At 73.0% G+C, this 24,370-nt stretch carries 19 protein-coding genes; 8 read left to right on the top strand and 11 right to left on the bottom strand.

Annotation, left to right across the window (positions count from 1 at the left end; translation table 11 throughout):
* Positions 1–13: 13 nt before the first annotated feature.
* A complete protein-coding gene (locus AB0H71_RS16085; RefSeq protein ID WP_357020725.1) occupies positions 14–5,029 on the bottom strand; it encodes an amino acid adenylation domain-containing protein in 5,016 nt (1,671 codons plus the stop codon).
* A gap of 359 nt (positions 5,030–5,388) precedes the next feature.
* Here AB0H71_RS16085 and AB0H71_RS16080 point away from each other — a divergent pair, with 359 nt between their 5' ends.
* On the top strand, positions 5,389–5,715 hold the full coding sequence (locus tag AB0H71_RS16080; RefSeq protein ID WP_357020722.1) for a DUF732 domain-containing protein: 327 nt from the start codon (positions 5,389–5,391) through the stop codon (positions 5,713–5,715).
* A 1-nt stretch (position 5,716) separates the two neighbouring features.
* Here the strand turns inward: AB0H71_RS16080 and AB0H71_RS16075 are convergent, their stop codons facing one another.
* Both AB0H71_RS16075 and AB0H71_RS16070 read right to left on the bottom strand, forming a co-directional pair.
* Positions 5,717–6,256 (bottom strand): DUF5134 domain-containing protein, encoded by a 540-nt coding sequence (locus tag AB0H71_RS16075; protein ID WP_357020719.1) that lies wholly within the window; start codon positions 6,254–6,256, stop codon positions 5,717–5,719.
* 106 nt (positions 6,257–6,362) lie between these two features.
* Positions 6,363–7,883 carry a DHA2 family efflux MFS transporter permease subunit gene (locus tag AB0H71_RS16070; protein WP_357020716.1) on the bottom strand — a complete coding sequence of 507 codons (1,521 nt, stop codon included), beginning with the start codon at positions 7,881–7,883 and terminating at the stop codon, positions 6,363–6,365.
* A 286-nt stretch (positions 7,884–8,169) separates the two neighbouring features.
* On the opposite strand from AB0H71_RS16070, the gene AB0H71_RS16065 reads away from it, so the two are divergent.
* Entirely contained in the window at positions 8,170–8,994 is an 825-nt protein-coding gene (locus AB0H71_RS16065; RefSeq protein ID WP_357020713.1) for a SigB/SigF/SigG family RNA polymerase sigma factor, read from the top strand.
* A 52-nt stretch (positions 8,995–9,046) separates the two neighbouring features.
* On the opposite strand, the gene AB0H71_RS16060 is transcribed toward AB0H71_RS16065, so the two are convergent.
* Positions 9,047–10,177, bottom strand: a complete 1,131-nt coding sequence (locus AB0H71_RS16060) for an alpha/beta fold hydrolase (RefSeq protein WP_357021920.1) — start codon at positions 10,175–10,177, stop codon at positions 9,047–9,049.
* Positions 10,178–10,708: 531 nt separating this feature from the next.
* On the opposite strand from AB0H71_RS16060, the gene AB0H71_RS16055 reads away from it, so the two are divergent.
* The 3 genes from AB0H71_RS16055 (at position 10,709) to AB0H71_RS16045 (ending at position 13,767) form a co-directional block, all read left to right on the top strand.
* Complete coding sequence (locus tag AB0H71_RS16055; RefSeq protein WP_357020710.1) at positions 10,709–11,854, top strand: helix-turn-helix domain-containing protein; 1,146 nt, start codon at positions 10,709–10,711, stop codon at positions 11,852–11,854.
* 132 nt (positions 11,855–11,986) lie between these two features.
* On the top strand, positions 11,987–13,135 hold the full coding sequence (locus tag AB0H71_RS16050) for an alkane 1-monooxygenase (protein ID WP_357020707.1): 1,149 nt from the start codon (positions 11,987–11,989) through the stop codon (positions 13,133–13,135).
* A 38-nt stretch (positions 13,136–13,173) separates the two neighbouring features.
* Positions 13,174–13,767 (top strand): hypothetical protein, encoded by a 594-nt coding sequence (locus tag AB0H71_RS16045; protein WP_357020704.1) that lies wholly within the window; start codon positions 13,174–13,176, stop codon positions 13,765–13,767.
* A gap of 3 nt (positions 13,768–13,770) precedes the next feature.
* Here AB0H71_RS16045 and AB0H71_RS16040 read toward each other — a convergent pair whose 3' ends face one another.
* From AB0H71_RS16040 to AB0H71_RS16030, 3 genes are all read right to left on the bottom strand, one after another.
* Positions 13,771–15,084, bottom strand: coding sequence for a lipase family protein (locus tag AB0H71_RS16040; protein ID WP_357020701.1), 1,314 nt, complete (start codon positions 15,082–15,084; stop codon positions 13,771–13,773).
* Between the two features lie 103 nt (positions 15,085–15,187).
* Positions 15,188–15,586, bottom strand: coding sequence for a DUF3052 family protein (locus tag AB0H71_RS16035; RefSeq protein ID WP_357020699.1), 399 nt, complete (start codon positions 15,584–15,586; stop codon positions 15,188–15,190).
* A 95-nt stretch (positions 15,587–15,681) separates the two neighbouring features.
* Positions 15,682–16,200 (bottom strand): hypothetical protein, encoded by a 519-nt coding sequence (locus AB0H71_RS16030; RefSeq protein ID WP_357020696.1) that lies wholly within the window; start codon positions 16,198–16,200, stop codon positions 15,682–15,684.
* 91 nt (positions 16,201–16,291) lie between these two features.
* Between AB0H71_RS16030 and AB0H71_RS16025 the strand changes: the two genes are divergently transcribed.
* The gene (locus AB0H71_RS16025; RefSeq protein WP_357020693.1) at positions 16,292–17,341 is read left to right on the top strand and encodes a beta-eliminating lyase-related protein; all 1,050 of its coding nucleotides are present in this window, start codon (positions 16,292–16,294) and stop codon (positions 17,339–17,341) included.
* Here the strand turns inward: AB0H71_RS16025 and AB0H71_RS16020 are convergent.
* Together AB0H71_RS16020 and AB0H71_RS16015 are read right to left on the bottom strand one after the other, a co-directional pair.
* Positions 17,329–18,399, bottom strand: a complete 1,071-nt coding sequence (locus AB0H71_RS16020) for a spore photoproduct lyase family protein (RefSeq protein WP_357020690.1) — start codon at positions 18,397–18,399, stop codon at positions 17,329–17,331. The two genes, AB0H71_RS16025 and AB0H71_RS16020, sit on opposite strands and share 13 nt — an antisense overlap.
* Positions 18,400–18,431: 32 nt before the next feature.
* Positions 18,432–19,064, bottom strand: coding sequence for a GTP pyrophosphokinase family protein (locus AB0H71_RS16015; protein WP_357021917.1), 633 nt, complete (start codon positions 19,062–19,064; stop codon positions 18,432–18,434).
* A gap of 362 nt (positions 19,065–19,426) precedes the next feature.
* On the opposite strand from AB0H71_RS16015, the gene AB0H71_RS16010 reads away from it, so the two are divergent.
* Both AB0H71_RS16010 and AB0H71_RS16005 read left to right on the top strand, forming a co-directional pair.
* Positions 19,427–20,701: a cytochrome P450 gene (locus AB0H71_RS16010; RefSeq protein ID WP_357020687.1), complete on the top strand. Its 1,275-nt coding sequence runs from the start codon at positions 19,427–19,429 to the stop codon at positions 20,699–20,701.
* 16 nt (positions 20,702–20,717) lie between these two features.
* Positions 20,718–21,929 carry a cytochrome P450 gene (locus tag AB0H71_RS16005; protein ID WP_357020684.1) on the top strand — a complete coding sequence of 404 codons (1,212 nt, stop codon included), beginning with the start codon at positions 20,718–20,720 and terminating at the stop codon, positions 21,927–21,929.
* 11 nt (positions 21,930–21,940) lie between these two features.
* Here AB0H71_RS16005 and AB0H71_RS16000 read toward each other — a convergent pair whose 3' ends face one another.
* Both AB0H71_RS16000 and AB0H71_RS15995 read right to left on the bottom strand, forming a co-directional pair.
* Positions 21,941–23,443, bottom strand: a complete 1,503-nt coding sequence (locus AB0H71_RS16000; protein ID WP_357021915.1) for an MFS transporter — start codon at positions 23,441–23,443, stop codon at positions 21,941–21,943.
* Positions 23,444–23,455: 12 nt separating this feature from the next.
* Positions 23,456–24,301, bottom strand: coding sequence for a helix-turn-helix transcriptional regulator (locus AB0H71_RS15995; protein WP_357020681.1), 846 nt, complete (start codon positions 24,299–24,301; stop codon positions 23,456–23,458).
* Positions 24,302–24,370: the final 69 nt, after the last annotated feature.

Below are 24,370 nucleotides of genomic sequence, written 5' to 3'. Positions count from 1 at the left end.
CTCCACCGGCGGATCAGCGCTGCGCCGACCAGGAACTCTGCAACGCCGCGAGCGCGTCGGCATCCAGCCCCGAGACCGACATGGGGGCGTGCTCCCGCTCGTCGGCCGCGGGCGGATCGGCGGCGGCCGCGTCCACGGCGGCGCCGAGCTCGGCGATGGAGAAGTGCTCGAACACCATCTGCGGGCTCAGCGGCAGCCCCTCCTCCGCGGCGCGCGCGGCCCACTTGACGGCGATCACGCTGTCCCCGCCCAGCCCGAAGAAGCCGTGCTCGCGGCCGATCTCCGGCACCCCGAGCAGCTCCTCCAGCAGCGCGGCCAGCGCCCGCTCGGTCTCGGTCTCCGGTTCCACGTAGACCGTGGCGACGGCGGCCTGCCCGTGCCGCACCGCCGAGCGGCCGGTGTCCCAGCCCGCGGGCAGCAGGTCGAGCTCGGCGAGCGGGCGGTCCGGCTGCTCGGCGAAGGCGCGCAGCACACCGGTCAGCACGTCGGCGAAGATCTCGGCGGTGGCGGGCTCGTAGAGGTCGGGGTTCACCACCACCCGTGCGACCAGTTCGCCGGTGGTGTCCACCGAGTAGTCCAGGTGAAAGTCCATGAACGAGACGTCGTAGTAGCCCGCGATGCCGGTCATGGTGGTCGCGCCGTCGGTGCTGAACGGCTCCGGCGCCGGACGGTGCCGGAAGTGCATCATCACCTGGAAGAGCGGGTTCCTGGCGAGCGAGCGCGCCGGGTTGATCGCCTCCACCAGCCGCTCGAACGGCACGCCCTGGTGCGTGATGGCGTCCAGCGCGGCGGCGCGCACCCGCTCCAGCAGGGTGCGCGGGGTCGGCGCGCGGGAGACGTCGTGCCGCATGACGACCACGTTCGCGAAGAGCCCGACCAGCTCGTCGGTGGTCTGCCCGATCCGATTGGCGACGGCGGCGCCGATCGCCACGTCCTCGATGGCGCTGAGCACGTGCACCACGGCGGCGCTGACCGCCTGGCACAGCATGAACTCGGTGGCGCCGACGGCATCGGCGGTCCCGCGCAGCGCGGTCCAGGTGGCGGCGGGCAGCACCCGGTTCGCGCTGACGCCGTTGCGGCCGAGCACGGCGGGGCGCGGGTGGTCGTGCGCGACGGCGATCTCGTCCGGCAGCCCGGCCAGGGTGGCGCGCCAGTAGTCCAGCTCGGCCTGGCCGTAGGGGCTGACCGCGCGGTCCGCGCCGCGGTCGAAGATCTCCCGCTGCCAGATCGCGAAATCGGCGAACTGCAGCGGCAGCTCGGCCCAGCCCGGCGCGGCGCCGGTAGCCCGGGCGCGGTAGGCGGTGGTCAGGTCGGCCAGGAAGATCTGGCACGAGCGCATGTCGGCGATGATGTGGTGCATGAGGATCGAGAGCACCGTGCGGTCCGGGCCGAGCCGCAGGATCCGGAACCGGGCCATGGGCTCGGCCGCGAAGTCGAAGACGTAGTCCCAGTCGGCGGCGAGCTCGGCGTCGAGCTCCGCCTCGGTGATCTCGACGACCGGCACCGGGACCGGCGCGGGCGGCGCGATCAGCTGGTAGGGCGTGCCGTCGTGCTCGGGGAAGGTGGTGCGCAGCGATTCGTGCCGCGCCACCACGTCGCCGATGGCGGCGCGCAGCGCGGCGATGTCGAGCTCGCCGTCGAAGCGCACCGGGTAGCTGACGTTCTCGCCGTCGATCGCCCCCTCCAGCCGCCGCTGCAGCCAGTACACCCGCTGCGAGTACGAGAGCGGGACGTGCTCGGGGCGCTCCCGGCGGACCAGCGCCGGCTTGCCCGGCCGCGCGTGCGCCGCCGGGGCCGGCTCGAACTCCTCGGCGTCGTCCAGCAGGTCGATCTCGTCCAGGTCGATGTCGAACTCGGCGCGGAAGGTCTCGACCAGGTGCCCGGCCAGCGCGGTCACCGTCGGCTTGTCGAACGGCACCCGCATATCGATCTCGATGCCGAACTCCGCGCGGATCATGGTGATCAGCCGCGCCGCCAGCAGCGAGTGCCCGCCCAGCTCGAAGAAGGAGTCGTCGGCGCCGATCGGCTCCCGGTCGAAGAGCGCCGCGAACAGCTCGGCCACCCTGGTCTCGGTCGGCGTCGCGGGCTCGCGGTAGGCGGTGGCCTCGGCGAAGGCCGGGGCGGGCAGGGCCCGCCGGTCCAGCTTGCCGTGCGCCGTCAGCGGCACCTCGTCGATGACGGTGAAGGCCGCGGGCACCATGTACTCCGGCAGCACCGCCGCGACCCGCGCGCGCAGCGCGGCCAGCTCCGGTTCGGCGCCCGCGGCGGGCACCACGTAGGCGGCCAGCGCGGGGCCGAGGCCGGCGTGCTCGGCGACCACCACCACGCAGTGCGCCACCTCAGGCGCCGCGGCGACCGCGGCCTCGACCTCGCCCAGCTCGATCCGGTGCCCGCGCACCTTGACCTGCTCGTCGGCGCGGCCGAGGAATTCGATCAGCCCGGCCTCGTTGCGGCGGGCCAGGTCGCCGGTGCGATAGAGCCGCCCGCCCGCGGTGAACTGGTCGGCCACGAAGCGCTCGGCGCTGAGCCCGGGGCGGTGCAGGTAGCCGCGGGCCAGCTGGTTGCCGCCCAGGTAGATCTCGCCGGTGGCGCCCTCCGGCACCGGCTGCAGCGCCGCGTCGAGCAGGTAGAGGTGCACATTGCGGTTGGGCCCGCCGATCGGCACCACCCCGGTGCCCTGCGGGCCCGCGACCACGGTGTGCGCGGAGCAGACCACCGCCTCGGTGGGGCCGTAGTGGTTGCGCAGCTCGGCGTCGAAGCGGGCGGCGAAGCGGTCGGCGACCTCGCCGGGCAGCGCCTCGCCACCGACCGGGACATGCCGCAGCGTGCTCCAGTCCCCCGCCTCGGGAAGCACCAGGAAGGTGGCGAGCATGGACGGCACCATGTGCAGCACGGTGACGCCGTGCCGCCGCACCAGCTCCGCCACGTACGGGACGTCGCGGTAGGCGTGCGCCTTCGGGATCACCACGCAGGCGCCCGCGGTGAGCGTCACGAAGATGTCGAGCAGCGAGGCGTCGAAGCTGACCGAGGTCGATTGCAGCACCCGGTCTTCGGGGGTCAGACTCCACTCGGCATTGAACCCCGCCAGGTGCTCGGCGATCGCCGCGTGCGGCACCGGGACGCCCTTGGGCTGCCCGGTGGAGCCCGACGTGTAGATGACGTAGGCGGTGTTCGCGGGATGCAGGGCCGCCGGGCGATCGGCGTCGACCGGGTCGTGGGCGGGCAGCCCGGCGGCCTCCCGCTCGGCCGCGGCCAGTGCTTCCGGGTCGAGGACCAGCGCGGGCCGGGCATCGGCGAGCAGGTAGGCGGTGCGCTCGGCCGGGTAGGCCGGGTCGATGGGCAGGTAGGCGGCGCCCGCCTTCTGCACCGCCAGCGCGGCGACCACGAACTCCACCGAGGTGGCCATGCGCAGCGCCACCAGCCGCTCCGGCCCCGCCCCGGCGCGAATCAGCCAGTGCGCCAGCCGGTTCGCCCGCTCGTTCAGCGCGCGGTAGCTCAGCTCGAGCTCGTCGGAGCGCACCGCGATGCGCTCCGGGCCCGCGGCCACCTGCCGCTGCACCATGTCGATCATGGTGTCCGGCCGCTCCGCGACCAGGGTGCCCCTTGACCCGGCGAGCACCCGCTCCCGCTCCGCCGCGCCGAGCAGATCCAGCGCGCGCAGCGGCGCGGCCGGAGCGCGCAGCGCGCTCTCCAGCAGCCGCACGTAGTGGCCGAGCAGCCGCTCGACCAGCGGCCGGGCCAGCGCACCGGGTCGGTAGGTGGCCTCGACCCGCGTGCCCGCGCCGTCCTGAACGACCATGAGCCCCAGCGGTTCCTGCACCGCGACCGGCGGAATCGCCAGCTCGGTACTGCGCACCCCCGGCAGCTCCGGTCCGTTGGTCGCGCTGCGCACGGCGAAGCTCACCCGCACCAGCTGGTGCAGCGCGTCGCCGCCGCCGGTCCGCTGCGGCGCCACCGCCGCGATCACCCGGTCGACGCCGGCGCCCTGGTTGGCGAAGGCGGCGGAGACGGTGGCGCGGGTGCGGTCGAGCAGTGCGGTGAACGGCTCGCGGCCGTCCGGCTGCGCGCGGATCAGCAGCGCATTGCCGAAGTAGCCGATGAGCGGCGCCGCGCGCGGGTCGCGGCGCTCGGTGACCGGCACCGTGATCAGGAAGTCGGTGGCGGCGGTGTAGCGCTGCAGTACCGCCTGGAAACCGGCGAGCAGCACCATGAACGGCGTCGCCGAGCGCTCCCGCGCGGCCGCGGCGACCCGCTCCACGAGGTCGGCGGGGAGCGGGTGCGTCACCCGGTCCGCGCCGGTGCCGGTGCCGCCGCCGGGCAGCTCCAGCGGCTCGGGCAGCGGGGTCAGCGCGGTGCGCCAGTACGCCAGCGCCGCTTCGTCGCCGGCGGTGCGGGCCTGGAGTTCGACGTCGATGTACTGCATCGGCAGCGCGGGCAGCTCGGCGCCGCGGTAGGCGGCGGCGAGCTCGGCGAAGAAGACCGGCCAGGAATCGTCGTCCCAGGCGATGTGGTGCACGACGAGCACCAGGACCCAGGCATTGCCGCCGAGCGCGGCCAGGGTGACGCGCAGCAGCGGGTCCGCTGCGAGGTCGAAGGGAAGGGCCAGCCGCTCGCGGGCGATGGCGAGCGCCCGGCCGAGCCGCTCCGGCTCGTCGACGGCGTTGAGATCGAGCTGCTGCCAGTCGATTCCGGGCTCCGGATGCGCGATCTGGTACGGCTCGCCGTCCGCGCCGACGCCATAGGTCGTGCGCAGCACCTCGTGCCTCGCCACCACCGCGGCGACGGCGGCGCGCAGCCGCTCCGGATCGAGCTCGCCGTCCAGCCGGTACGCCACCCCGATATTCAGCGTGGTGTCGGCCGGATCGAGCCGCTGCACGAACCACATCCGCCGCTGCGCCGCCGAGAGCCTGGCCGGTTTGTCCGGATTACGTTCCGGGACAGCGGTTTCCCGCGACGACGCCTCGACACCGTGTTCCCGCAATCGTCGCTGCAGCAGCTGCTTGCGGCGCTCGAGAATGTCGTCTGCCATCTTCATCCTTCGACTGTCTCGGTTCGATGCGCGGGCGCACCGGACGGGCGGGGATACGGGGGAGTTCCGGGTGCGGCGCGCGGATCCCGCGGCTTCCGATCCGGCCGGACGGTCAGGGGACCGCCGGATTCGCGACCTCGGGCTCGAACGACAGCGCACGCATGACCCGACCCCCTCCTAGCGAATGCTAGGTTAGCCTAGCCTATCGCCCACGCGCATACATGGGATCAATCCTGTACGGGGACAGCGGGTTTACCCGGGGGTGGCCCGTTCCAGCCCTGGGGTGGGTTCTTCCGAGGTCACGGCGGCGGAATCATGGTTACTACAGCAGCCACACCGCCGGATCGAGGGAAGACATCATGGGAACCACCCGCAACCACCTCCGCACCTTCGCCATCGCCACCGCACTCGCCTTCACCGCGCTCGCCGGCGCCGGCGCCACCGCGGTGGCCGACCCGGGCGCCGAGGCCTCGTTCCTCGAGCAGATCGGACTGACCAATGCCACGCTGCCGGGCCGGACGGCGCCGGAGATGGTGGAGGCCGGGTACATCACCTGCGGCCACCTGCGCGGCGGCACCTCGGTGCTGGACGAGATCTCCGCGGTCGAGGGGACCTACCACTTCGACCAGGGCACGCTCTTCGTCAGCGCCGCGACGACCAACCTCTGCCCGGACTTCGCCGGCTGATTCACAGCAGGTGACCGAGCGCCATGAGCAGCATGGCCGCGGTCATCGCGAGGTGGGCGACGGTGCCCGTGACGGATTGGGCGGGTTCGCGCACACCGCGCCCCGCCCACCACACGTGCACCCGCACCCAGCCCCACACCAGCAGCGCCACCAGGGGCAGCGAGAGCCAGCCCGGCCCCGCCGAGCCACCGTGCTGGTGCGCCGCGCCCGGCATCGCCACCGCGCCGGCCGCGCCCACCGCGCCGTCCGCGGCCAGCAGCAGTACCGCCATGACCAGCACATCCGCGATCACCGGGAGCCGGAGGGCGAGCGGAACCGGGGCGTCGGCCAGCCACAGCCCGACCCCGCCGAGCACCAGCGCCCACGGCAGCGGCCCCAGCGGGTCGTAGGCGGGGACCAGCATGGCGGCCATCGCGACGCACAGCACGCCGTGTGCGACCCGCCCGCGCCCCGCACACGGGTGCGGGCAGGCCAGGGCCAGCGCCGAGACCGCGACCAGGGCGGCCGTCACCGGCACGATCCACTGCTGCGGCTCCCCCATCGGCCCCCCGCACATCCGGTAGCGCCGCGGCCGCGGCGATATCGCCGCCGTCAACGGTAACCGGGCGCGCGGGGGCCGCGCACCGGTTCCGATCGAAAGCAGTTCGCTAGATCCCCGACGCCACCGCGGCCTCCTCCGGCGCCTTCGTGCGGTGCCGGGGCAGGAAGAGCGCGGGCAGGATGATCACCGCGGTCAGCGCGAAGGCGACCCAGAAGGCGAAGCCGAAGGCATCGGCGAGCAGCGGCCCGACGATGGGCAGCGCCTCCGGCGGCACCGTGCTGATCTGGTCGGCGCCGCCACCGGCGGTGCTGAGCCCCTTGGCGGTCAGCTGCTCGGTGAGGTGCTGGGTCAGCGCGGTCACCAGCAGGGCGCTGCCGAGCGAGGCGCCGACCTGCTGGATGGCGGAGAGCGTCGGCGCGGCCCTGGAGACGATGTCGCGGTCCAGGCTGGAGTAGGCGGCGGCCATGGTCGGCATCATCACCGAGCCGAGCCCCATGCCGCGCACGAACAGCGCCAGGCTCAGCCAGAGGTACGAGGTATCGGTGCCGACCTGGGTGAACGGGAAGGTGCCGAGGAGCGCGAGCAGCACGCCGACCGGCACCACGTACCCCGCGCCGATCCGGTCCACCAGCCTGCCGCCGATCACCATGGCCACGATGGCGCCGAGGCCCTGCGGGGCGAGCAGCAGCCCGGCGCCGAGCGCGCCCTCGCCGCGCACGGTCTGGTAGTAGAGCGGGAGCAGCAGCATGCCGCCGAAGAGCGCGATCGCCACCAGGAACACCGCGACGGTCGCGCCGGCGAAGAGCCGGTTGCCGAGCAGCCGGACATCGATGATGGAGGCGGAGCCGCGGTTCAGGCTGTGCCAGGTGTAGAGGGCGAGGCCGATGGCGCCGGCGAGCAGCCAGCCGAGCACGCCCCACTCCCCGAAGCCGCCCCGCGACGCCGCCTCGGAGAGGCCGTAGAGCAGGCAGACCAGGCTGCCGGAGAGCAGCACCAGCCCGCGCAGGTCGAGCTTGCCCGGGTCGGCGAGCACGTCGCCCGCGGGCAGCTTCCACACCGCGAGCGCGAGGGCGAGCGCGCCGACCGGCACGTTCACCAGGAAGATCCAGTGCCAGCCGGTGTACTCCACGAGCAGCCCGCCGAGCACGGGGCCGAGCACCGGGCCGAGCAGCATGGGGACGCCGATGATGCTCATGGCCCGGCCCAGCCGGTTCGGCCCGGCCGCCCTGGTGATGATGGCCTGCCCGGCGGGGAGCAGCATGCCGCCGCCGAGCCCCTGCAGCACCCGGAAGAAGACCAGGCTCTCCACCGACCAGGCGGTCGCGCAGAGCGCGGAGCCGAGCACGAAGAGCGAAACCGCGGTGAGCCAGGTCGGTTTCGGGCCGAAGCGGTCCATGGCCCAGCCGGTCAGCGGGATGACCAGCGCCACCGCGAGCAGGTAGCCGGTGACCACCCACTGGGTGGTGGAGAGCGGGGCGCCGAGCTCGGTGCTCAGCGCGTCCAGTGCCACGTTCACGATCGTGGTGTCGAGCACCACCATGATCATCCCGGACACGATGACCAGCCCCGTGACGATCACGCCGCGATCGAGCTTGTCGGTGGGTGCGGCGGTGGCGGCGGTGTTCATGCCTGCTCCAATCGGGCCGGTTTCTCCCGAGTATGCCGGGCGGGCCGTCCGGTGCCGCGCGCGCCCCGACCGGTGTCCGATTGCCGCGTGCCTGCTCAGCGGTGGTTTTGCCCGGATAGTCCCGATCTCCTGCGGGCCGCCCGGGCCGATCGCTGCGCCGGGGCGACCTCGCGTGGCCGGGTAGTACGGGGCCCGGCGGAAAGTCGGCCCGAAGCGGTTTGGGCGCAAAGGGTCCGGGTACCAGCTAGGACGTGCGTTCGCCCTGCCCGGCCGGAAGAGGTACCCGATGAACTCGACGACGATGACCGCCTACCGCGATGTCGCCCGCCGTACCAGCAAAGGCGGCTACGAGAACCTCGAGCCCCGTTTCACCGAATTGGCCGCTCTCGACCAGGCCGATCCGGCCAGGGCCAGGCTGCGCGAGGACATCATCACCGCGGCGCTACCGCTGGCCGAGCACATCGCGATGAAGTTCGCGGGCCGCGGCGAGAACGCGGACGACCTGGTGCAGGTCGCCATGGTCGGGCTGGTGCAGGCCGTCGACCGCTTCGACGTCACGGTGGGCGCCTCGTTCGTCGGCTTCGCGGTGCCGACCATCATGGGCGAGGTGCGCAGGCACTTCCGCGACCGCACCTGGGCGGTCCGGGTGCCGCGCGCCACCAAGGAGCTGCAGCAGCGGCTGGCCCCGGCCATCGAGGTGCTCTCGCACAAGCTGCACCGGATGCCGACCGCGCGCGAGATCGCCGCGCACCTCGACGTCGACCTGGTCGAGGTCACCCAGGCGCTGATCGCCCGCAACGGCTACGCCGCCGAGCCCATCGAGCAGCCGCGCGGCGGCGACGACGACTCCGGCACCACCTCGGCGCTCGACTCCTTCGCCGCCCCCGACCCCGGCTACAACCTGCTGGAGGACGCCATCACCGTCGGCCCGCTGCTGGCCGCGCTGCCCGAGCGCGACCGGCAGGTGCTGACGTGGCGCTTCGGCGACAACCTCACCCAGTCGGAGATCGCCAAGCGGCTCGGCATCTCGCAGATGCAGGTGTCGCGGATTCTCACCCGGGTGCTGGCGACGCTGCGCGAGCAGGCGCTCGCCGAACCCGCCGTGGCCTGACACACCGCGAAGGAGCCCGGGGATCCCGGGCTCCTTCGTCGTTTCCGGTGGATCAGAGTTTGCCGCCGCCGCCGATCAGCCACGGGTTGAAGGTGCACACCAGGCTCGGGTGCGCCTGCGGATCGAGCGCGTTGAGCGTGATCGACAGGGCCCGCGGGGAGTACATCACCGTCAGGTGATCGGAGACGTCCTGCTCGCAGCCGTCCTGCAGCGTGATGTTGCGGACCGTCGCCCCCGGCCCCGCCTTCAGGAACGTCAGGTCGTACGGGTTGGTGATCTCGTCGTAGCGGGTACCGACCACGGTGTAGTCGACGCCGGCCACGGTGTCGCCGTTGGCGTTCAGGTTGTTCACGAAGTCCGAGCCGATGGTCTGCTGGATACCGGCGTGGCCGACGAAGATCTCGATGAAGCCGAGGATGTCGATCCCGAGGTTGTTGATCGCCCGGCCGAGCGCGCCGATGCCGTCCAGGCTGGTGCCGTGGTGGGTGGCGCCGAAGGTGACCAGCTTGTCGACCTTGGCCGCGCCGCCCTCGAACTTGGTGTACCAGTTCGCCATCGAGCCGCCCTGGGAGTGGGCCACCAGGTCGACCTCGTCGGAGCCGGTCGCGGCCAGCACCCGGTCCACGAACGTCGCGAGCTGCTTGGCCGAGTCCTGGATGTACCCGGTGCCCATCACCCCGGGCAGGACCGCGCCGAGACCACCACCCTCGATCAGGCTGGACCGGCCGTAGTTGAAGGTGAACGTGCAGAACCCGGCATCGGTGATCGGCTTGGACATGTAGGCGAACCCGTTGTAGGCGTTCATCCACGTCCCGTGCACCAGCACCACCGGCTTCGGGTGCTCCGCCGTCGGCTTGCAGTTCCAGTCGTTGGTTCCCGGCGGGGCCACATCGGGGTTACCGAGCCCGTACCCGAACGCCGCCACCCACGACGACTGCTCCGGACCGAAACCCACGGTGTCGCTGGCATATCCGCCCGAGGAGCCCGAGCTGGAACCGGACCCGCCGTAGCAGTCACCCGAGCCGTTGCCCGACCCCGCACCACTGCCGGAGTCGCACGCCGACCCCGACGAGCTCCCCGAATCCGCCACCGGGCGACCCGCCGCGATGTAATCGGCCAGCGCCTGCTCATCCGCCGACACCGGCTCCGCCTGCGCGACACCGGTGAACCCGATCGCCAGCATCGAGACCACCATCAGCACCGCCGAGCCCACTGCCCGACCACACCTACGACGTTTCATACCGTGCCTTTCTCCGAGAACGGCATCGTTCTCCCGACAACGTCGCCGACCGCGACTGCGGGCTGACGCTACGGCGGAAACCAGCTTGAATACCCCGGTCAGCGGCGGTTACTGGAATGCTCACTAAGTTCGCCCGGAAAGGGCGGTGTCCGGCCACAGAAACTCCGAAAAGGTTCGGAGAGCGATGTTTTCGGACACGGGAAAAGTGAGCACCGGGCGACGGGAACAGGTTCCGGCCTCTCATCCCGCCCAGGTGGCTCCGGTATTCCCCCAGTTCACAGCCGTCGACCGAAGTTCGGAGAAGCGGAGTGGTAAGCGAGCGAAGGCGCCTATTACCGTTCGATAACGCCGTATTCGTCGAGAACACGGCGGCGCGGCGGTTTCCACGCGAGGAGGTCACCCGTGATGGCCGAGAGCAGCGTCCGGCCCGATTCCGGACCCCACAATTCCCCGATATCGCCCGCGCGACCGGAGATGCACCGGCTGTCGCGCGATCTGACCGCGCACCTGGCGCGCTCCGGCATCGCCTGCGCGGGCGCGCCGAACGCGCCTGCGGGCGCCGACCTCACCGCCGTCGTGCGCGGCTGCCTCGGCTGGCTCGTGCAGCGGCTGGAGCAGGGGCGGGCGCCGGACGGCCGGATCGAGCGGCTGGAGCCGGCCGCGGCCGAGTGGGCCAGGGAGGGCGTCCCCATCGACACCGTGCTGCGCGGCGTGCACCACGGCGTCCGGGCGGGGCTGGACGCGCTCTTCCCCGGCCCGGCGGCGGGGTTCGACATCACCACCGGCACCACGGCGGTGGTCGAGCTGCTCGACCTGATCAGCTGCACCGTCAGCAAGACCTACATCCGGGAGCTGCGCGGCGTCGCCGACGGGCACCAGACCTCCGTGCACACCCTGACCTCGGCGCTGCTCGGCGGGCACGGCGGCTCGGCGATGGCGCGGGAGTCCGGGATCCCGCTGGCGCCGGGGTACTTCGTGCTCGCGCTGGCCGTCCCGGCGCACCCGGACGAGCACCGGGCCGACCTGGACCGGGCGGTGGTGGCGCGGCGCAAACTCCGCAGGCTGCAGTCCGCGCTGGCCGGGCGGTTCGGCGAGCACGCGCTCTCGCTGCTCTCGGTGGACGGCGGGACCGTGCTGGTCCCGGAGGACCACTGCACCGAGGACCAGATCGACGGGCTGGTGCGGGACCTCGCGGCGGCGGCCCGGGTGCCGCTGACCGCCACCGTCTTCAGCGCGACCCCCGAGACGGTCGCCACCGCCGCCAGGCAGGCGCACGAGCTGCTGGACACCGTCGAGCAGCTCGGGCTGGAGCCGGGGGTGCACCGCTTCGACGAGCTCGCGCTGGAGTACCAGCTCACCCGCCCCGGCATCGGCCGCGACCTGCTGCGCACCCAGCTCGCCCCGCTGACCGAGCACCCCGAGCTGCTGCACACCCTGCGCGTCTACATCGAGGCGAACCGGCACCGCCAGCTCACGGCGCAGCGGCTGCACGTGCACCCCAACACCCTCGACTACCGGCTGCGCCGGGTCGGCGAGCTCACCGGGCTCAACCCCACCGAGCCGAGGGACTGGTGGTACCTGCACGCCGCCGTCATCGCGACCACGCGCGGCGGCAGCTGACGCCGGGAAGAATGTCGCCGTTCCGTCGGCGTGTCGTTGCCGAAACATTGCTGGTCTCGCGGGCGATGTACCTGGCACGATGGTTGCGAGGTCGGACTCGCCAGCCGCGGTCGAGCGCGAGGGACGGGAGCGATGTGGGCGAGCGAACGGGGACGTGACCCGAAGCGGCACCTGTGGATGCTCGGGCTGATCGCGCCCGCCTCCGCGCTGCTGCCCTCGCAGCTGGTGTACCGGACCGGGCTGCCGGTGTTCTGGTGGATCGGGCCGATGATCGTGCTCGTCGCCATTCCGCTGCTCGACGTGCTCATCGGCGAGGACGGCTCCAACCCCCGCGACGAGGACTACGAGCTGCTCTCCGCGGACCGGTACTACCGCTGGTGCACCTACCTCTTCCTGCCGGTCCAGCTGGTCGGGCTGCTGCTCGCCTGCGCCATGTGGGGCGGGGCCGAGCTGGGGACCTGGGACAAGATCGGGCTGGCGACCACGCTGGGGCTGGTCTCCGGTATCGGCATCAACGCCGCGCACGAGCTGGGGCACCGCGCCGAGCACCTGGAGCGGTGGCTGGCCAAGATCGCGCTCGCGCAGTCCGGGTACGGGCACTTCTTCGTGGAGCACAACCGCGGGCACCACGTGCGGGTCGCCACCCCGGGGGATCCGGCGAGCGCCAGGCTCGGCGAGTCGCTGTACGCCTTCCTGCCGCGCACGGTGGCGGGCGGGTTCCGCTCGGCGCTGCGGCTGGAGCGGGAGCGGCTGGCGCGCACGGGCTCGGGGTGGTGGAGCCCGCGCAACCACATCCTGCAGGCGTGGACCATGACGCTGGTGCTCTTCAGCGCGCTGATCGCGGGCTTCGGCTGGGAGATAGCGCCGTGGTTGCTGCTCCAGGCGGTGATCGGCGCGGGGCTGCTGGAGACGGTGAACTACGTCGAGCACTACGGCCTGCTGCGCGAGCGCCGCCCGGACGGCCGCTGGGCCCGCTGCTCCCCCCGCGACAGCTGGAACAGCGACCACCTGGTCACCAATATCTTCCTGTTCCACCTGCAGCGGCACAGCGACCACCACGCCAACCCCGGCCGCCGCTACCAAACCCTGCGCAGCACCGAGGTCGCGCCGCAGCTCCCGGCCGGCTACGCGGGCATGATCGTGCTCGCCGTGCTGCCCCCGCTCTGGCGGCGGGTGATGGACCACCGGGTGCTCGCCCACTACGGCGGCGATGCCGCGCGGGCGAACATCCAGCCGGGCAAACGCGAGCACTACCTGGCCGCGCTGCCGTCCGGGCGCTGACGGCGGCCGGTGTCACCCCGGCCCGCTACCCTTCCCCGATGGTCAAACCCGATTCGGCGCTGCGCCGCCTGTGGCGCACAACCGGGAAGTTGCTGGAGCCGTACGGGTTCGCCGGGGCCGAGCCGCGCTGGGTGCGGGCGGAGCCGGGGGGCGTGGCGGTGGTGGAGCGCACCCGGGTGGTCCGCACCTGGACCGACGGGCAGCAGGTCATCAGCTTCGGGCTCGCCGCGAGCGCCGTGCCCGACGCCTGGCGCGACTACGTCACGTGGCGGGGCACCGCCGCGGAGCTGCCCCGGCTCCCCGACCCGCACTCGCCCTGGTCGCTGCGCCCGGACCCGGAGCAGCCGGGCCACGCCCTGGAGAGCGACCTCGCGCTCATCCGCGCCGAGCTCCCGCGCCGGGTGCACGCCTGCGCGCGCCGCGCCATCCAGCTCACCGAGCCGGAGCGCTACCGCGAGGAGCTGCGCGCACTCCCCGGCCCCGAGGCCGCCGCCGCCATCGTCGTGCTGCTCGCCGCCGTCGGGTCGGGCGCCGAACTCGACGCCGCGCTCCGGCACAGCGATTCGCCGGAGGCGGCCGCATATGCCCGCGCCAGGGCCACCCCCGGCGAGGGCCGCGCGGTCATCCGGTAGCGCTCAGAGCTCCGGCGCCAGCGAGTTGCCGGAGGCGATGGTCGCGCAGTTGTTCGGCGCGGGCTTCCCGGCGAAGCGGTCGACCAGCCAGGTGACCGCCTCCGGCGACCAGGCGGCCAGCGCCGGGATGTGGCTGAGCGCGTCGTACTGGCGGTAGGTGACCGTGGTGTTGCCGGTGTCGCAGTACTGGCGCGCCAGCGCCCGCACGTCGCCCGCGATCATCACGCCGTCGCCCGGCCCGACGCCCGGCTTGCCGCCGTCGGTGCCCTCCAGGATGCCGTTGGCGCCCTGGCCGATGAACATCGGCACCGTCGGGGTCGGCGCCAGCCCGAGGTCGATCCTGGCGACCGTCTCCACGAAGGGCGGCACGCTGTTCGGGTTCGCGTACTCCGGCTTGGTCAGCTGCGCCCAGGTCAGCCCCGGGTACTGGAACAGCACATTGGCGATCGACGCCGACGACAGCTGCGCCGCGATCCGCGCGCCGAAATCATTGAGGTACGGCGTGAAGTCGATGTCGTAGGAGCGGGCGATCCCGATGATGGCCATCGCGGCCACCCCGGCCCAGCCGATGCTGCCGTCGATGTAGCGCAGGTTGCGTGCCGGGTTCACCAGCACGCCGCCCTCGGAGACGCCGACCAGGCCGGCATTCACCTCCGGCGCGTACTCGGGCGCCAGCGCCGCCGCCCAGTTGGTGGCGATGGCGCCGCCGGAGTAGCCGAAGAGCCCGACCCTGGCCCCCGGATTCAGCCCGGTGGCGGCGGTGGCGGTCGCGGCCCGGATGGCGTCCAGGGTGTTCATCCCGTACTCGGGCCCGGCGGCGAAGTTCGCCGACTGCCCCTCGGTGTCGGGGACGATCACGGTGAAGCCCTGCGCGAGGAAGAGCCCCATGACCGCGGCCTCGGAGTCGGCGATGGCGCCGCCGAAGCTGACATTGCCGGAGACCGCGCGGGAGGGGCTGTGCTCCGGGTTCAGCGAGTCGTACGCCGACCCGTACGCGACCACCCGCTCCGGGTCGGCGCCGCCGGGGGCGAGCAGCACCGAGGTGACGTTGGCGCTCGGCCTGCCCTGCGCGTCGGTGCTGCGGTAGAGGAGCTGCACCGCGGTGAGCGGCGTGGCGAACCCGAGCAGGTGGTAGGGGAGCGTGCGGCTGGCGAGCACCGTGCCCGGCTCGTAGGCCGCGAGCGGCGTCTGCCCGCGGTAGGCGAAGAAGCTGTTGTCCGGCGCCGCGTTCGCGACCGGCGCCACCGTGCCGCCGGCCAGCACGGTCACGGCGGCGGCGGCCGCGGCCACCGCGAGGGTTATCCGACCGGTTCCCACGTTGCCATCCTCTGCATCGAGGCGCGCCCGAGCGACGCCGCTCCCCAACCGGACACGACAGTCCGATTACCGGTCAGTAGTGTTGCCGGTCGCACCCGGCGCGTCAAGATCCCGGCTCCGCGTGCGGGCGCCGCATGCAGGTGGCGGTCCAGCTCCCGGTGATCGCCGTGTGGTCGGTGATCACGATGCCGGCCCGGTCGGCGGCGTCGACCAGCGCGCCCGCCGGGATATGGCCCCGGTGGCCGGGTTTCGGGGTGAGCACCCAGATCGGCGCGTAGGGCGGCAATGCGTCGGCTACCTCGCGCAGCTCGATCGGCGGCGCGTCGTCGGCGCGCAGCCAGACCAGCGCGGCCTCCGGTGCCGGAGCGGCGAGCCCCGCCCCGAGGTGCGCGGCGAGCTCCGCCCTGAGCTGTTCGTCCACTCCCCCGTCGGCGCCGTACTCCCGGACCGGCATATCCGCGCGCAGCTCCAGCCGGTGCGCCCGTTCTCCGGCGGCGTGCATGGTCTACCCCCTCGCGATCCCCTGGTGCGTGTCGGCTGCCACCCAACCAGGGCGGCGCGCTGCGGGACCGGAGCCACCGGTCGCCGGGCGTGTCCTCAGCGCACGACCCGCAATCGGGAGCGCGGGGCGCTCGCGGTGGTGTCGAGCCAGGTGAGCCCGGCCTCCCAGCCGTGCGTCCTGGCCACCTCGAGCAGCAGCCGCAGCGCGGTCAGGGTGAAGCGGTGCCCGCCGGGGCCGAGGCCGAGCAGCGCGGCGGCGCGCCGCTGCCACCCGTGCTCGGCGAGCTCGGGGCGGCCGATATCGCGCTCCGCGCGGTCCGCGACCACCGCCTCGTGCAGCCCGCAGCGCTCCGGCGCCTCGTCCAGCCAGAGCAGCGCGGTGACCGCGCGGCCGTGGCTGCTCGGGCGGTGCGCGTAGCTCAGCGCCCCCGGCCGCAGCAGCTCGTCCGCGCGCAGCTCGGCGACGAGTTCCGCCATCTGCCCGACGGTCGGGCCGTCGACCCAGCGCACCGTGGCCGGCTCGCCGGGGCCGACCTCGACCGGAACGCCCGCCCGCCGGGTGAGCAGGGCGGCGAGCCCCGCGGCCGCGGGCCGCTCCCGCTGTTCCCTGTCCATGCGACCAGCTCCTGCTCCCTCGGATGAGCGTCGGGTGTCCGGATGCACGAGGATCAAACCGGCAACCGCACACCGTCGGCGAAAGGCCCCGATGACCGAGCTCCTGCGTGGCTACCTCAGCGACAACGCCGCCGGTGCGGCGCCGGAGGTGCTGGCCGCGGTGGCCGCCGCCGCGGCCGGGCCCGCCGTCCCGTACGGCAACGACCCGCTCTCGCAGGCGGTGTACCGGCGCTTCGCGGAGCTGTTCGAGCGGGAGGTGGCGGTGTTCCCGGTCAGCTCCGGCTCGGCCGCGAACGGCATCGCGCTGGCCGCGCTCACCCCGCCGTGGGGCAGCATCCTGGCGCACCCGGACGCGCACATCGACAACGACGAGGCGGGCGCGCCGGAGTTCTTCACCGGCGGCGCGAAGATCGTGCCGGTCGGCGGGGCGAACTCCAGGATCGACCCGGCGGCGCTGCGGGCCGCGGCCGGGCGCAAGCGCGGCGACGTACACAGCGTGCAGCCCTCGGTGCTCAGCCTCACCCAGGCCACCGAGACGGGCAGCGTCTACACCGTGGCCGAGCTGAACGAGCTGACCGGCATCGCGCGGGAAGCCGGGCTGCGCGTGCACATGGACGGCGCCCGCTTCGCCAACGCGCTCGCCGCGCTCGGCGCCACCCCCGCCGAGCTGACCTGGCGCAGCGGCGTCGACGTGCTCTCCTTCGGCGCCACCAAGAACGGCACCATGACCGCCGACGCCATTGCCTGCTTCGACCCCGCGCTCGCCACCGAGCTGGCCTTCCGGCACAAGCGCGGCGGCCAGCTCACCGCCAAGATGCGGTTCCAGACCGCGCAGCTCGGCGCCTACCTCGAGGACGGCCTCTGGTTGCGGCTCGCCGCGCACGCCAATGCCATGGCCGAGCGGCTGCGCGCCGGGCTGGCGGCGGCGCCCGGCGTGCGGGTCTCCGGCGAGCTCGGCGCCAATATCCTGTTCTGCCACTTCCCGGCCGAGCTCACCGCCGGGCTGCGCGAGCGCGGCTACGCCTTCTACGCCGACCGCTGGGAGCCGGGGATCGTCCGCCTGGTCACCTCGTTCGCGCACCGGGAGGCCGATATCGACGACCTCCTCGCCGCGGTGCGCGCGCTGACTCAGAACGCGTAGCGCACGGTGAGCCAGGGCGTGCGGGCGGCGATGAGCTCGGTCAGCGCCGCCACCCCCGCGGCCTTGAGGTCGTTGCGGTAGCGCACATTCCACATGCCGCCGTTCGAGCGCTTGGGCTGCTGCGCCGCCGGCCGCCAGAGCAGCTCCTCGGCCTTCGGGTGCCAACCCAGGTTGACCTCGTGCAGCTGCTCGTTGTGCGTGAGCATGATGATCTCGGCGGCGGCCTGCGCCCGGAAGGCGGGGCCGGTGCCGTCGGCGAGCTGCTCCAGCAGCTCGGCCCAGTCCCGCTCCCAGCCCGCGCGCAGCACCACCGGCGAGAAGTTCACGTGCACCTCGTACCCGGCGGCCACGAAGTCGTCGATGGCGGCGATGCGCTCGCGGATCGGGGTGGTGCGCAGGTCGAGCAGCTTGGCGTCGGCCTCGGGCATGAGCGAGAAGCGGATGCGGGTGCGGCCGCGCGGGTCGAGCGCGAGCAGCTCGCGGTTGACGTACTTGGTGGCGAAGGATGCCTTCGCCGTCGGCCAGCCGCGGAAGGCGGTGACCAGATCGGCGACATTGTCGCTGACCAGGGCATCCACCGAGCAGTCGCTGTTCTCGCCGAGGTCGTAGACCCAGGCGTGCGGGTCGCACTGGTTCGGCTCCGGCTTCGGCCCCTGCCTGCGCACGTGCCGCTCCAGGTAGCCGACGATCCGATCGATATTGGTAAAGACCGTGATCGGGTTGGCGTAGCCCTTGCGCCGCGGGACGTAGCAGTAGGCGCAGGCCATGGCGCAGCCGTTCGAGGTGGAGGGCGCGATCCAGTCCGCGGAGCGGCCGTTGGGGCGCGCGGTCAGCGATTTCTTCTCGCCGAGCACCAGATCCTCGGTCTTCACCCGGATCCAGCGCTCGACATTGCCCTCGTTGCCGTGCAGCCGGTCGATCTTCCAGTGCGAATCGACCGGGATGATCTCGGCCGCCGGGAAGCGCGCCCGCACCTGCTGCCCGCGCGGGCTGGCCAGCGCCGCGGGCTCGGCCCAAATCCGGCGAACATCCAGCAGCCGGGTGCTCGTTCTGGTCATGGCTCCCTGCCTACACCACGGCACCGACACCGCTACTCCACAGCAGCAGCCGGCTCCTCGGTGCCGTGCACCTCCGCGTGCAGCTCCTCCATGCGCCGGTCCAGCTCGTCGGCGACCCGCGCCGCCTCGGCCAGGTCGGCCACGATCCGGGGCGGGACGTCGCCGTCGTACTTGTAGAAGATCTTGTGCTCGGTGGTGGCCCAGAAGTCCATCGCGACGGTGCGGATCTGCAGCTCGACCTTCATGTCCTTGGGGCCGGTGGAGAGGAAGACCGGAATCTGGACGATGGCGTGCAGGCTCTTGTACCCGTTCGGCTTGGGCCGGGCGATGTAGTCCTTGATCTCCAGCACCCGGACGTCGCTCTGCGCGGTGAGCGTCTCCAGCACCAGGTAGGTGTCGGCGATGAAGCTGCAGGTGATCCTGATCCCCGCGATATCGGTGAGCTGGGCCCGGATGCTGTCCAGGTCGGCGGGCACCCCCTTGCGCAGCGCCTTCTGCAGCATGCTGGCCGGCGACTTGACCCGCGAGGTGACGTGCTCGATCGGGTTGTAGTGCCGCAGGTGCATGAACTCCCGGCGCAGGATGGTCACCTTGGTGAGCAGCTCGTCCACGGCGAACTGGTGCTCCAGCAGGAACCGCTCGAGCTCGTCGCGCTCGCGGGCCATGAAGGTGACCAGTTCCGTATCCACCGTTCCCAGGGTACGGAGTGCGGGCCACAGCTATCCGGCAGCACGCGCGGCGCATCCCGCGCGGAACGGGCGGCGCGCCTCCTCGAGCTCGGGAATACCGACCAGTGCGCTCAAAACCGCCCGCTGTTACCGTAGTCGGGTCCATTGTGACGAAGCCCGCTTTTCGCGGCCACGTCACCGGATTCACGCCCGGGTCTCCCGGGTGAGTGGTGCGAGAAGGCTGGGGGAAGCGTGGGGTCGATCGGTCGTGAGTGCGCGCCGGCGGCTCCGCGGGCGCGGCCGGACTCCGCACCGGCCACCCCGGGCGTCGTCCTGTACCCCTGCTTGGAGCCGCGTCTGTGAATACCCCCCGATCCGCCCCGTCCACGCTGTCCGACGCGCCCGCCGGTGGCTGCCCGGTTGCGCACGGTTCGCCCGTCGAGACCGACGGCCCCCGCGTTCCGCTGCACACCGCGGAGTTCGCGGCCGACCCGCACGGCGCCTACCGCGCCATGCGCGACAAGTACGGGTCGCTGGCGCCGATCGAGCTGGCGCCCGGCGTGCCCGCGACGCTGGTGCTCGGCTACCAGACCGCGGTGCGGATCCTGAACGACCCGGAGCACTTCCCGGCCGACCCGCGCGCCTGGCAGGACAGCATCCCGCCGGACTCCCCGGTCAAGCCGATGATGGAGTGGTACCCGAACGCGCTGCGCAACAGCGGCCAGGCGCACCTGCGCTACCGGCAGGCCTACGTCGCCGCCATCGACGGCATCGACCTGCACGCGCTGCACGCCACCGTGGAGCAGATCGCGGTGCCGCTGATCAACCAGTTCTGCACCACCGGAGCCGCGGATCTCATCGCGCAGTACGCCTTTCCGCTGGTCTTCGAGGTGCTGAACCGGATGGTCGGCTGCTCGGCCGAGCTCGGCGCGCGGGTCGCCAACGGCATGGCCATGCTCTTCGACACCGTCGAGGCGGCGCGCGGCATGGAGATGCTGAGCACCGCGCTGCTGGAGCTGATCGCGCTGCGCCGCCGGGAGCCGGGCGACGACGTCACCTCCCGGCTCGCGCACCACCCTGCCGGGCTGGACGACACCGAGATGCTGAGCAACCTGATCAGCTTCTACGGCGCGGGCATCGAGCCGCAGCAGAACCTGATCGCCAACACCCTGCTGCTCATGGTGACCGACGACCGCTTCGGCGGGAACATGCTCGGCGGTGCGCTCTCCACCAGGGACGCCCTGGACGAGGTGCTCTTCGACGACCCGCCGATGGCGAACTTCTGCACCTCCTACCCGCGCCAGCCGATCCTCATCGACAACACCTGGCTGCCCGCGCACCAGCCGGTGCTGATCAGCCTCTCCGGCTCCAACAACGACCCGCGGATCCGCGCCGCCGACCACACCGGCAACCGCTCGCACCTGGCCTGGGGCGCGGGCCCGCACGCCTGCCCCGCCAAATCGGTCGCCTACCTGGTCGTGCAGGAGGCCATCGACCAGCTGCTGGACGCGCTGCCCGATCTCGAGCTCGCGGTGCCGGAGGCGGAGCTGCAGCGCCGCCCCGGCCCGTTCCACCGGGCGCTGGCGGCGCTCCCGGTCACCTTCCCCCCGTCCCCACCGATGCAAACCCGATAAAAGGAGCTTCCCGACCATGAACGCGATCGTGCTGGACCCGACCGGCGCGGATATCCAGGGTGAGTCGGAGCGGATCAGGGCGGGCGGCGCGGTCGCGCCGGTGCTGCTGCCCGGCGGGGTGCCCGCCTGGTCGGTCACCGACGCGGCGGCGCTGAGGAGCCTGCTCGCCGATCCGCGGGTCTCCAAGGATCCGCGGCAGCACTGGACGGCGTTCCGCGCGGGCGAGATCGACGAGTCCTGGCCGCTGCACCCGTGGGTGGCCGCGGAGAACATGTTCACCGCCTACGGCAGCGAGCACCGGCGGCTGCGCACCCTGGTCTCGCCCGCGTTCACGCACCGGCGCAGCACCGGCATGCGCGACCGGATCACCGAGATCACCACCGAGCTGCTGGACCGGCTCGCGGCCACCCCGCCGGGTGAGATCGCCGATCTGCGCACCGGTTTCGCCTACCCGGTGCCGATCACGGTGATCACCGAGATCCTCGGCGTGCCCGCCGAGCTGGGCGGGCCGCTGCACCGGTGCGTGGACGGCTTCTTCGACACCTCGCTCGGCCCGGAGGCCGCGCAGGCCAACTACCTCGAGATGTACGGTCTGGTCACGCAGCTCGTGGCGTACCGCACCGAGCACCCCGGCGACGACGTGACCAGCGTCCTCATCACCACCAGGGCCGAGGACGGCTCCCGGCTCTCGGAGAAGGAGCTGGTCGACACCCTCATGCTGGTGATCAACGCGGGCCACGAGACCACGGTGAACCTGCTCGACCAGGCGATCACCGCGCTGCTCACGCATCCGGAGCAGCTGGCCGATGTGCTGGCCGGGCGGGTGCCGTGGGCGGAGGTGGTGGAGGAGGCGCTGCGCTACCAGGCCCCGGTCGCGCACCTGCCGCTGCGCTACGCGGTGGCGGATATCGAGGTCGGCGGCGCGGTGATCCGGCAGGGCGATGCCATCCTCGCCTCCTACGCGGGCGCGGGGCGGGATCCGAAGATCCACGGCGCCACCGCCGGGCAGTTCGACGTGCACCGGGCGAACAAGGAGCACCTCTCCTTCGGGCACGGCGCGCACCACTGCATCGGGGCGCCGCTGGCCCGGCTGGAGGCGTCGATCGCGCTGCCCGCGCTGTTCGAGCGGTTCCCCGGGCTGCGCTTCGCGGTCGACCCCGCGGAGCTGGTGCCGATGGGGAGCTTCGTCTCCAACGGCCACCAGCGGCTCCCGGTCTACCTGGGCTGATCTGGGAGGGGCTACCCGGGCCGACCTTCGCCACCGCGGTCTTCCGGCGCCGCCGGGTCCGGCCGATCGGCGCCGATCCGGGCCGGTGCCAACGCCGGGCCGGTGGCGGCCGCGCACTGCGGCATGCAGTCGACGCCGTCGAGGCTCGCGGTGTGCCGGGGCCGGAGCAGGACGGCGGCCAGCACCGAGCCGGTGACCAGCAGCCCCGCGCAGATCACCATGGCCCGGCCGAAACCCTGGTCGAAGGCGACCGGGTCGTCCAGCGCGCCGGTGAGCCCGGCCAGCCCGGGCAGCGCCGCCACCGCGAGCAGCTGCGCGGTGCGGGCCACCGCGTTGTTCACCCCGGAGGCGATGCCTGCCTCGCCCGCGGGCACCGCGCCGAGCACCGCCCCGGTGAGCGGCGCGACCAGCGCCGCCAGCCCGAGCCCGAAGATCAGCACGCCGGGCAGCACGTCGTGCAGGTACGGGCTCTCCGGCCCGATCCGGGTGAGCAGCAGCAGCCCCGCCGCCGCGAGCAGCGGTCCCGCCGTCATGGGCAGCCGGGCGCCGTTGCGCTGCGCCCAGCGCCCGGCCGGCGCCGAGAGCGCCAGCATGATCAGCGTGATCGGCACCGTGGCCGCGCCGGACCGCAGCGGCGAGTACCCGGCGACCAGCTGCAGCTGCAGCACCAGCAGGAAGAAGACGCCGCCGAGCGCCGCGTAGACCGCGAGCGTCACCAGGTTGGCCGCGGTGAAGACCCGGGAGGCGAAGAGCCGCGGCGGCACCAGCGGATGGTCGCTGCGCAGCTCGATCGCGACGAACGCCGCGAGCAGCGCCACCCCCGCGACCAGCAGCAGCGGTGCGCCGTCGATCAGCCCGAAGGTCAGCGCGCCGAGCGCGAGCGCGATCACGAAGGCGCCGGGGATGTCCAGCCGGGCCGGGGCATCCGGGTCGCGGCTCTCCGGCACGTGCCTGCGCGCCACCAGCACCACAACCAGGGTGAGCGGCACGTTCAGGAAGAAGAGCGAGCGCCAGCCCGCCACGTCGATGAGCCAGCCGCCGAGGAACGGCCCGAGCGCCCCCGCCACCCCGCCGAACCCCGACCACAGCCCGATCGCCGCGCCCTGATCGCGCCGGTCCAGCGAGGACGCGATGAGCGCGAGGCTGCCCGGCGTCAGCATGGCGCCCGCGACGCCCTGCAGGATCCGCGCCGCCACCAGCATCTCGATACTGGTCGCGGCGCCGCAGAGCACCGAGGTGATGCCGAACGCCACCGCGCCCCAGAGGAATACCCGGCGACGGCCGAGCCGGTCCCCGAGCGAGCCGCCGAGCAGGATGAACGAGGCCAGCGTCAGCGTGTAGCCGTTCAGCGTCCACTGCAGCCCGGCGACATCGGTGTGCAGCGACTCGGCGATGCGCGGCAGCGCGATATTGACGACCGTCGCGTCCAGCGAGGCGACCGAGGAGCCGAGCACGGTCGCGAGCAGGATCCAGCGGCCGGGGGCCGAGGCCAGCCGGGGAAGCTCCGTGGTCACCACCCGCCCAACCTAACCCCGGCGCGGCGCCGCCGTCTGCCCACCGGTGACGCGGAGCAGCTCGAGTCTGCCCGCGTCCGGCGTGTGCGCCGCCGCCGTGTAGGTGACCACCCGCAGCTCGGCGCCGGGGACGAGCAGCACGTCGCAGTCGAGCGTGAGCTCGCCGACCTCCGGGTGCGTGATGGTCTTGCGCTCGCTGGCGTGTGGCTGCGGCGGGGTCGGGGCGGCCCAGAGCCGGGCGAACTCAGTGGATTCCGCGTTCAGGTCGCGGACCAGGCTCGCGAGGCCCGGATCTGCCGGGTACCGCGCCGCGGCGTCCTTCAGGTCGGCCACGATCGACTCGGCGAAGGCCGCGGTGCCGCGCTCGGAGCGCATGGGGTGCATCACCGCCGCGTACGGGCCGAAGAGCAAGCGCGCGAGGTTGCGCTCCCGCGGCGGGAGCAGGGCCGGGTCGCCGTGCAGCGCGCACCACAGCGGGTTCCAGGAGACCAGGTCCCACGCCGCGGTGAAGACGCCGATCGGGACGTCGCCGAGGCGGGCAACCAGGCGCTGCACGCCCGCCGGGACGTGGGTGCCGACGGTGCCGTCCCTGGGCGGGAGGAGTCCGGCGGCGCGGAAGAGTTCGTCGCGCTCGGAGCGGGAGAGTTGCAGTGCGCGCGCCAGGGCGCCGACGACCTGCGCCGATGGCCGGGTGGCGCGGCCCTGCTCCAGCCGCAGTACGTAGTCGACCGAGATGCCGGCGAGCTGGGCAAGTTCCTCGCGGCGGAGTCCCGGTGCGCGGCGTCTGCCCGCGGGGAGTCCGGCGTCGGCCGGGTCGAGCCGGTCGCGCCAGGCGTGCAGCAGCGGGCCGAAGGACATGGCTCCATTCTGGCCCGGTGCCCGACGATGAGCCTGGGTACCGCCGGTCCATACGCTGTGCCGGACCCT

Source organism: Nocardia sp. NPDC050697, from assembly GCF_040654395.1.
GTDB lineage: Bacteria > Actinomycetota > Actinomycetes > Mycobacteriales > Mycobacteriaceae > Nocardia.
The sequence above is the reverse complement of the archived record's forward strand: the minus strand, read 5'-3'. Positions and strand labels throughout refer to the sequence as shown.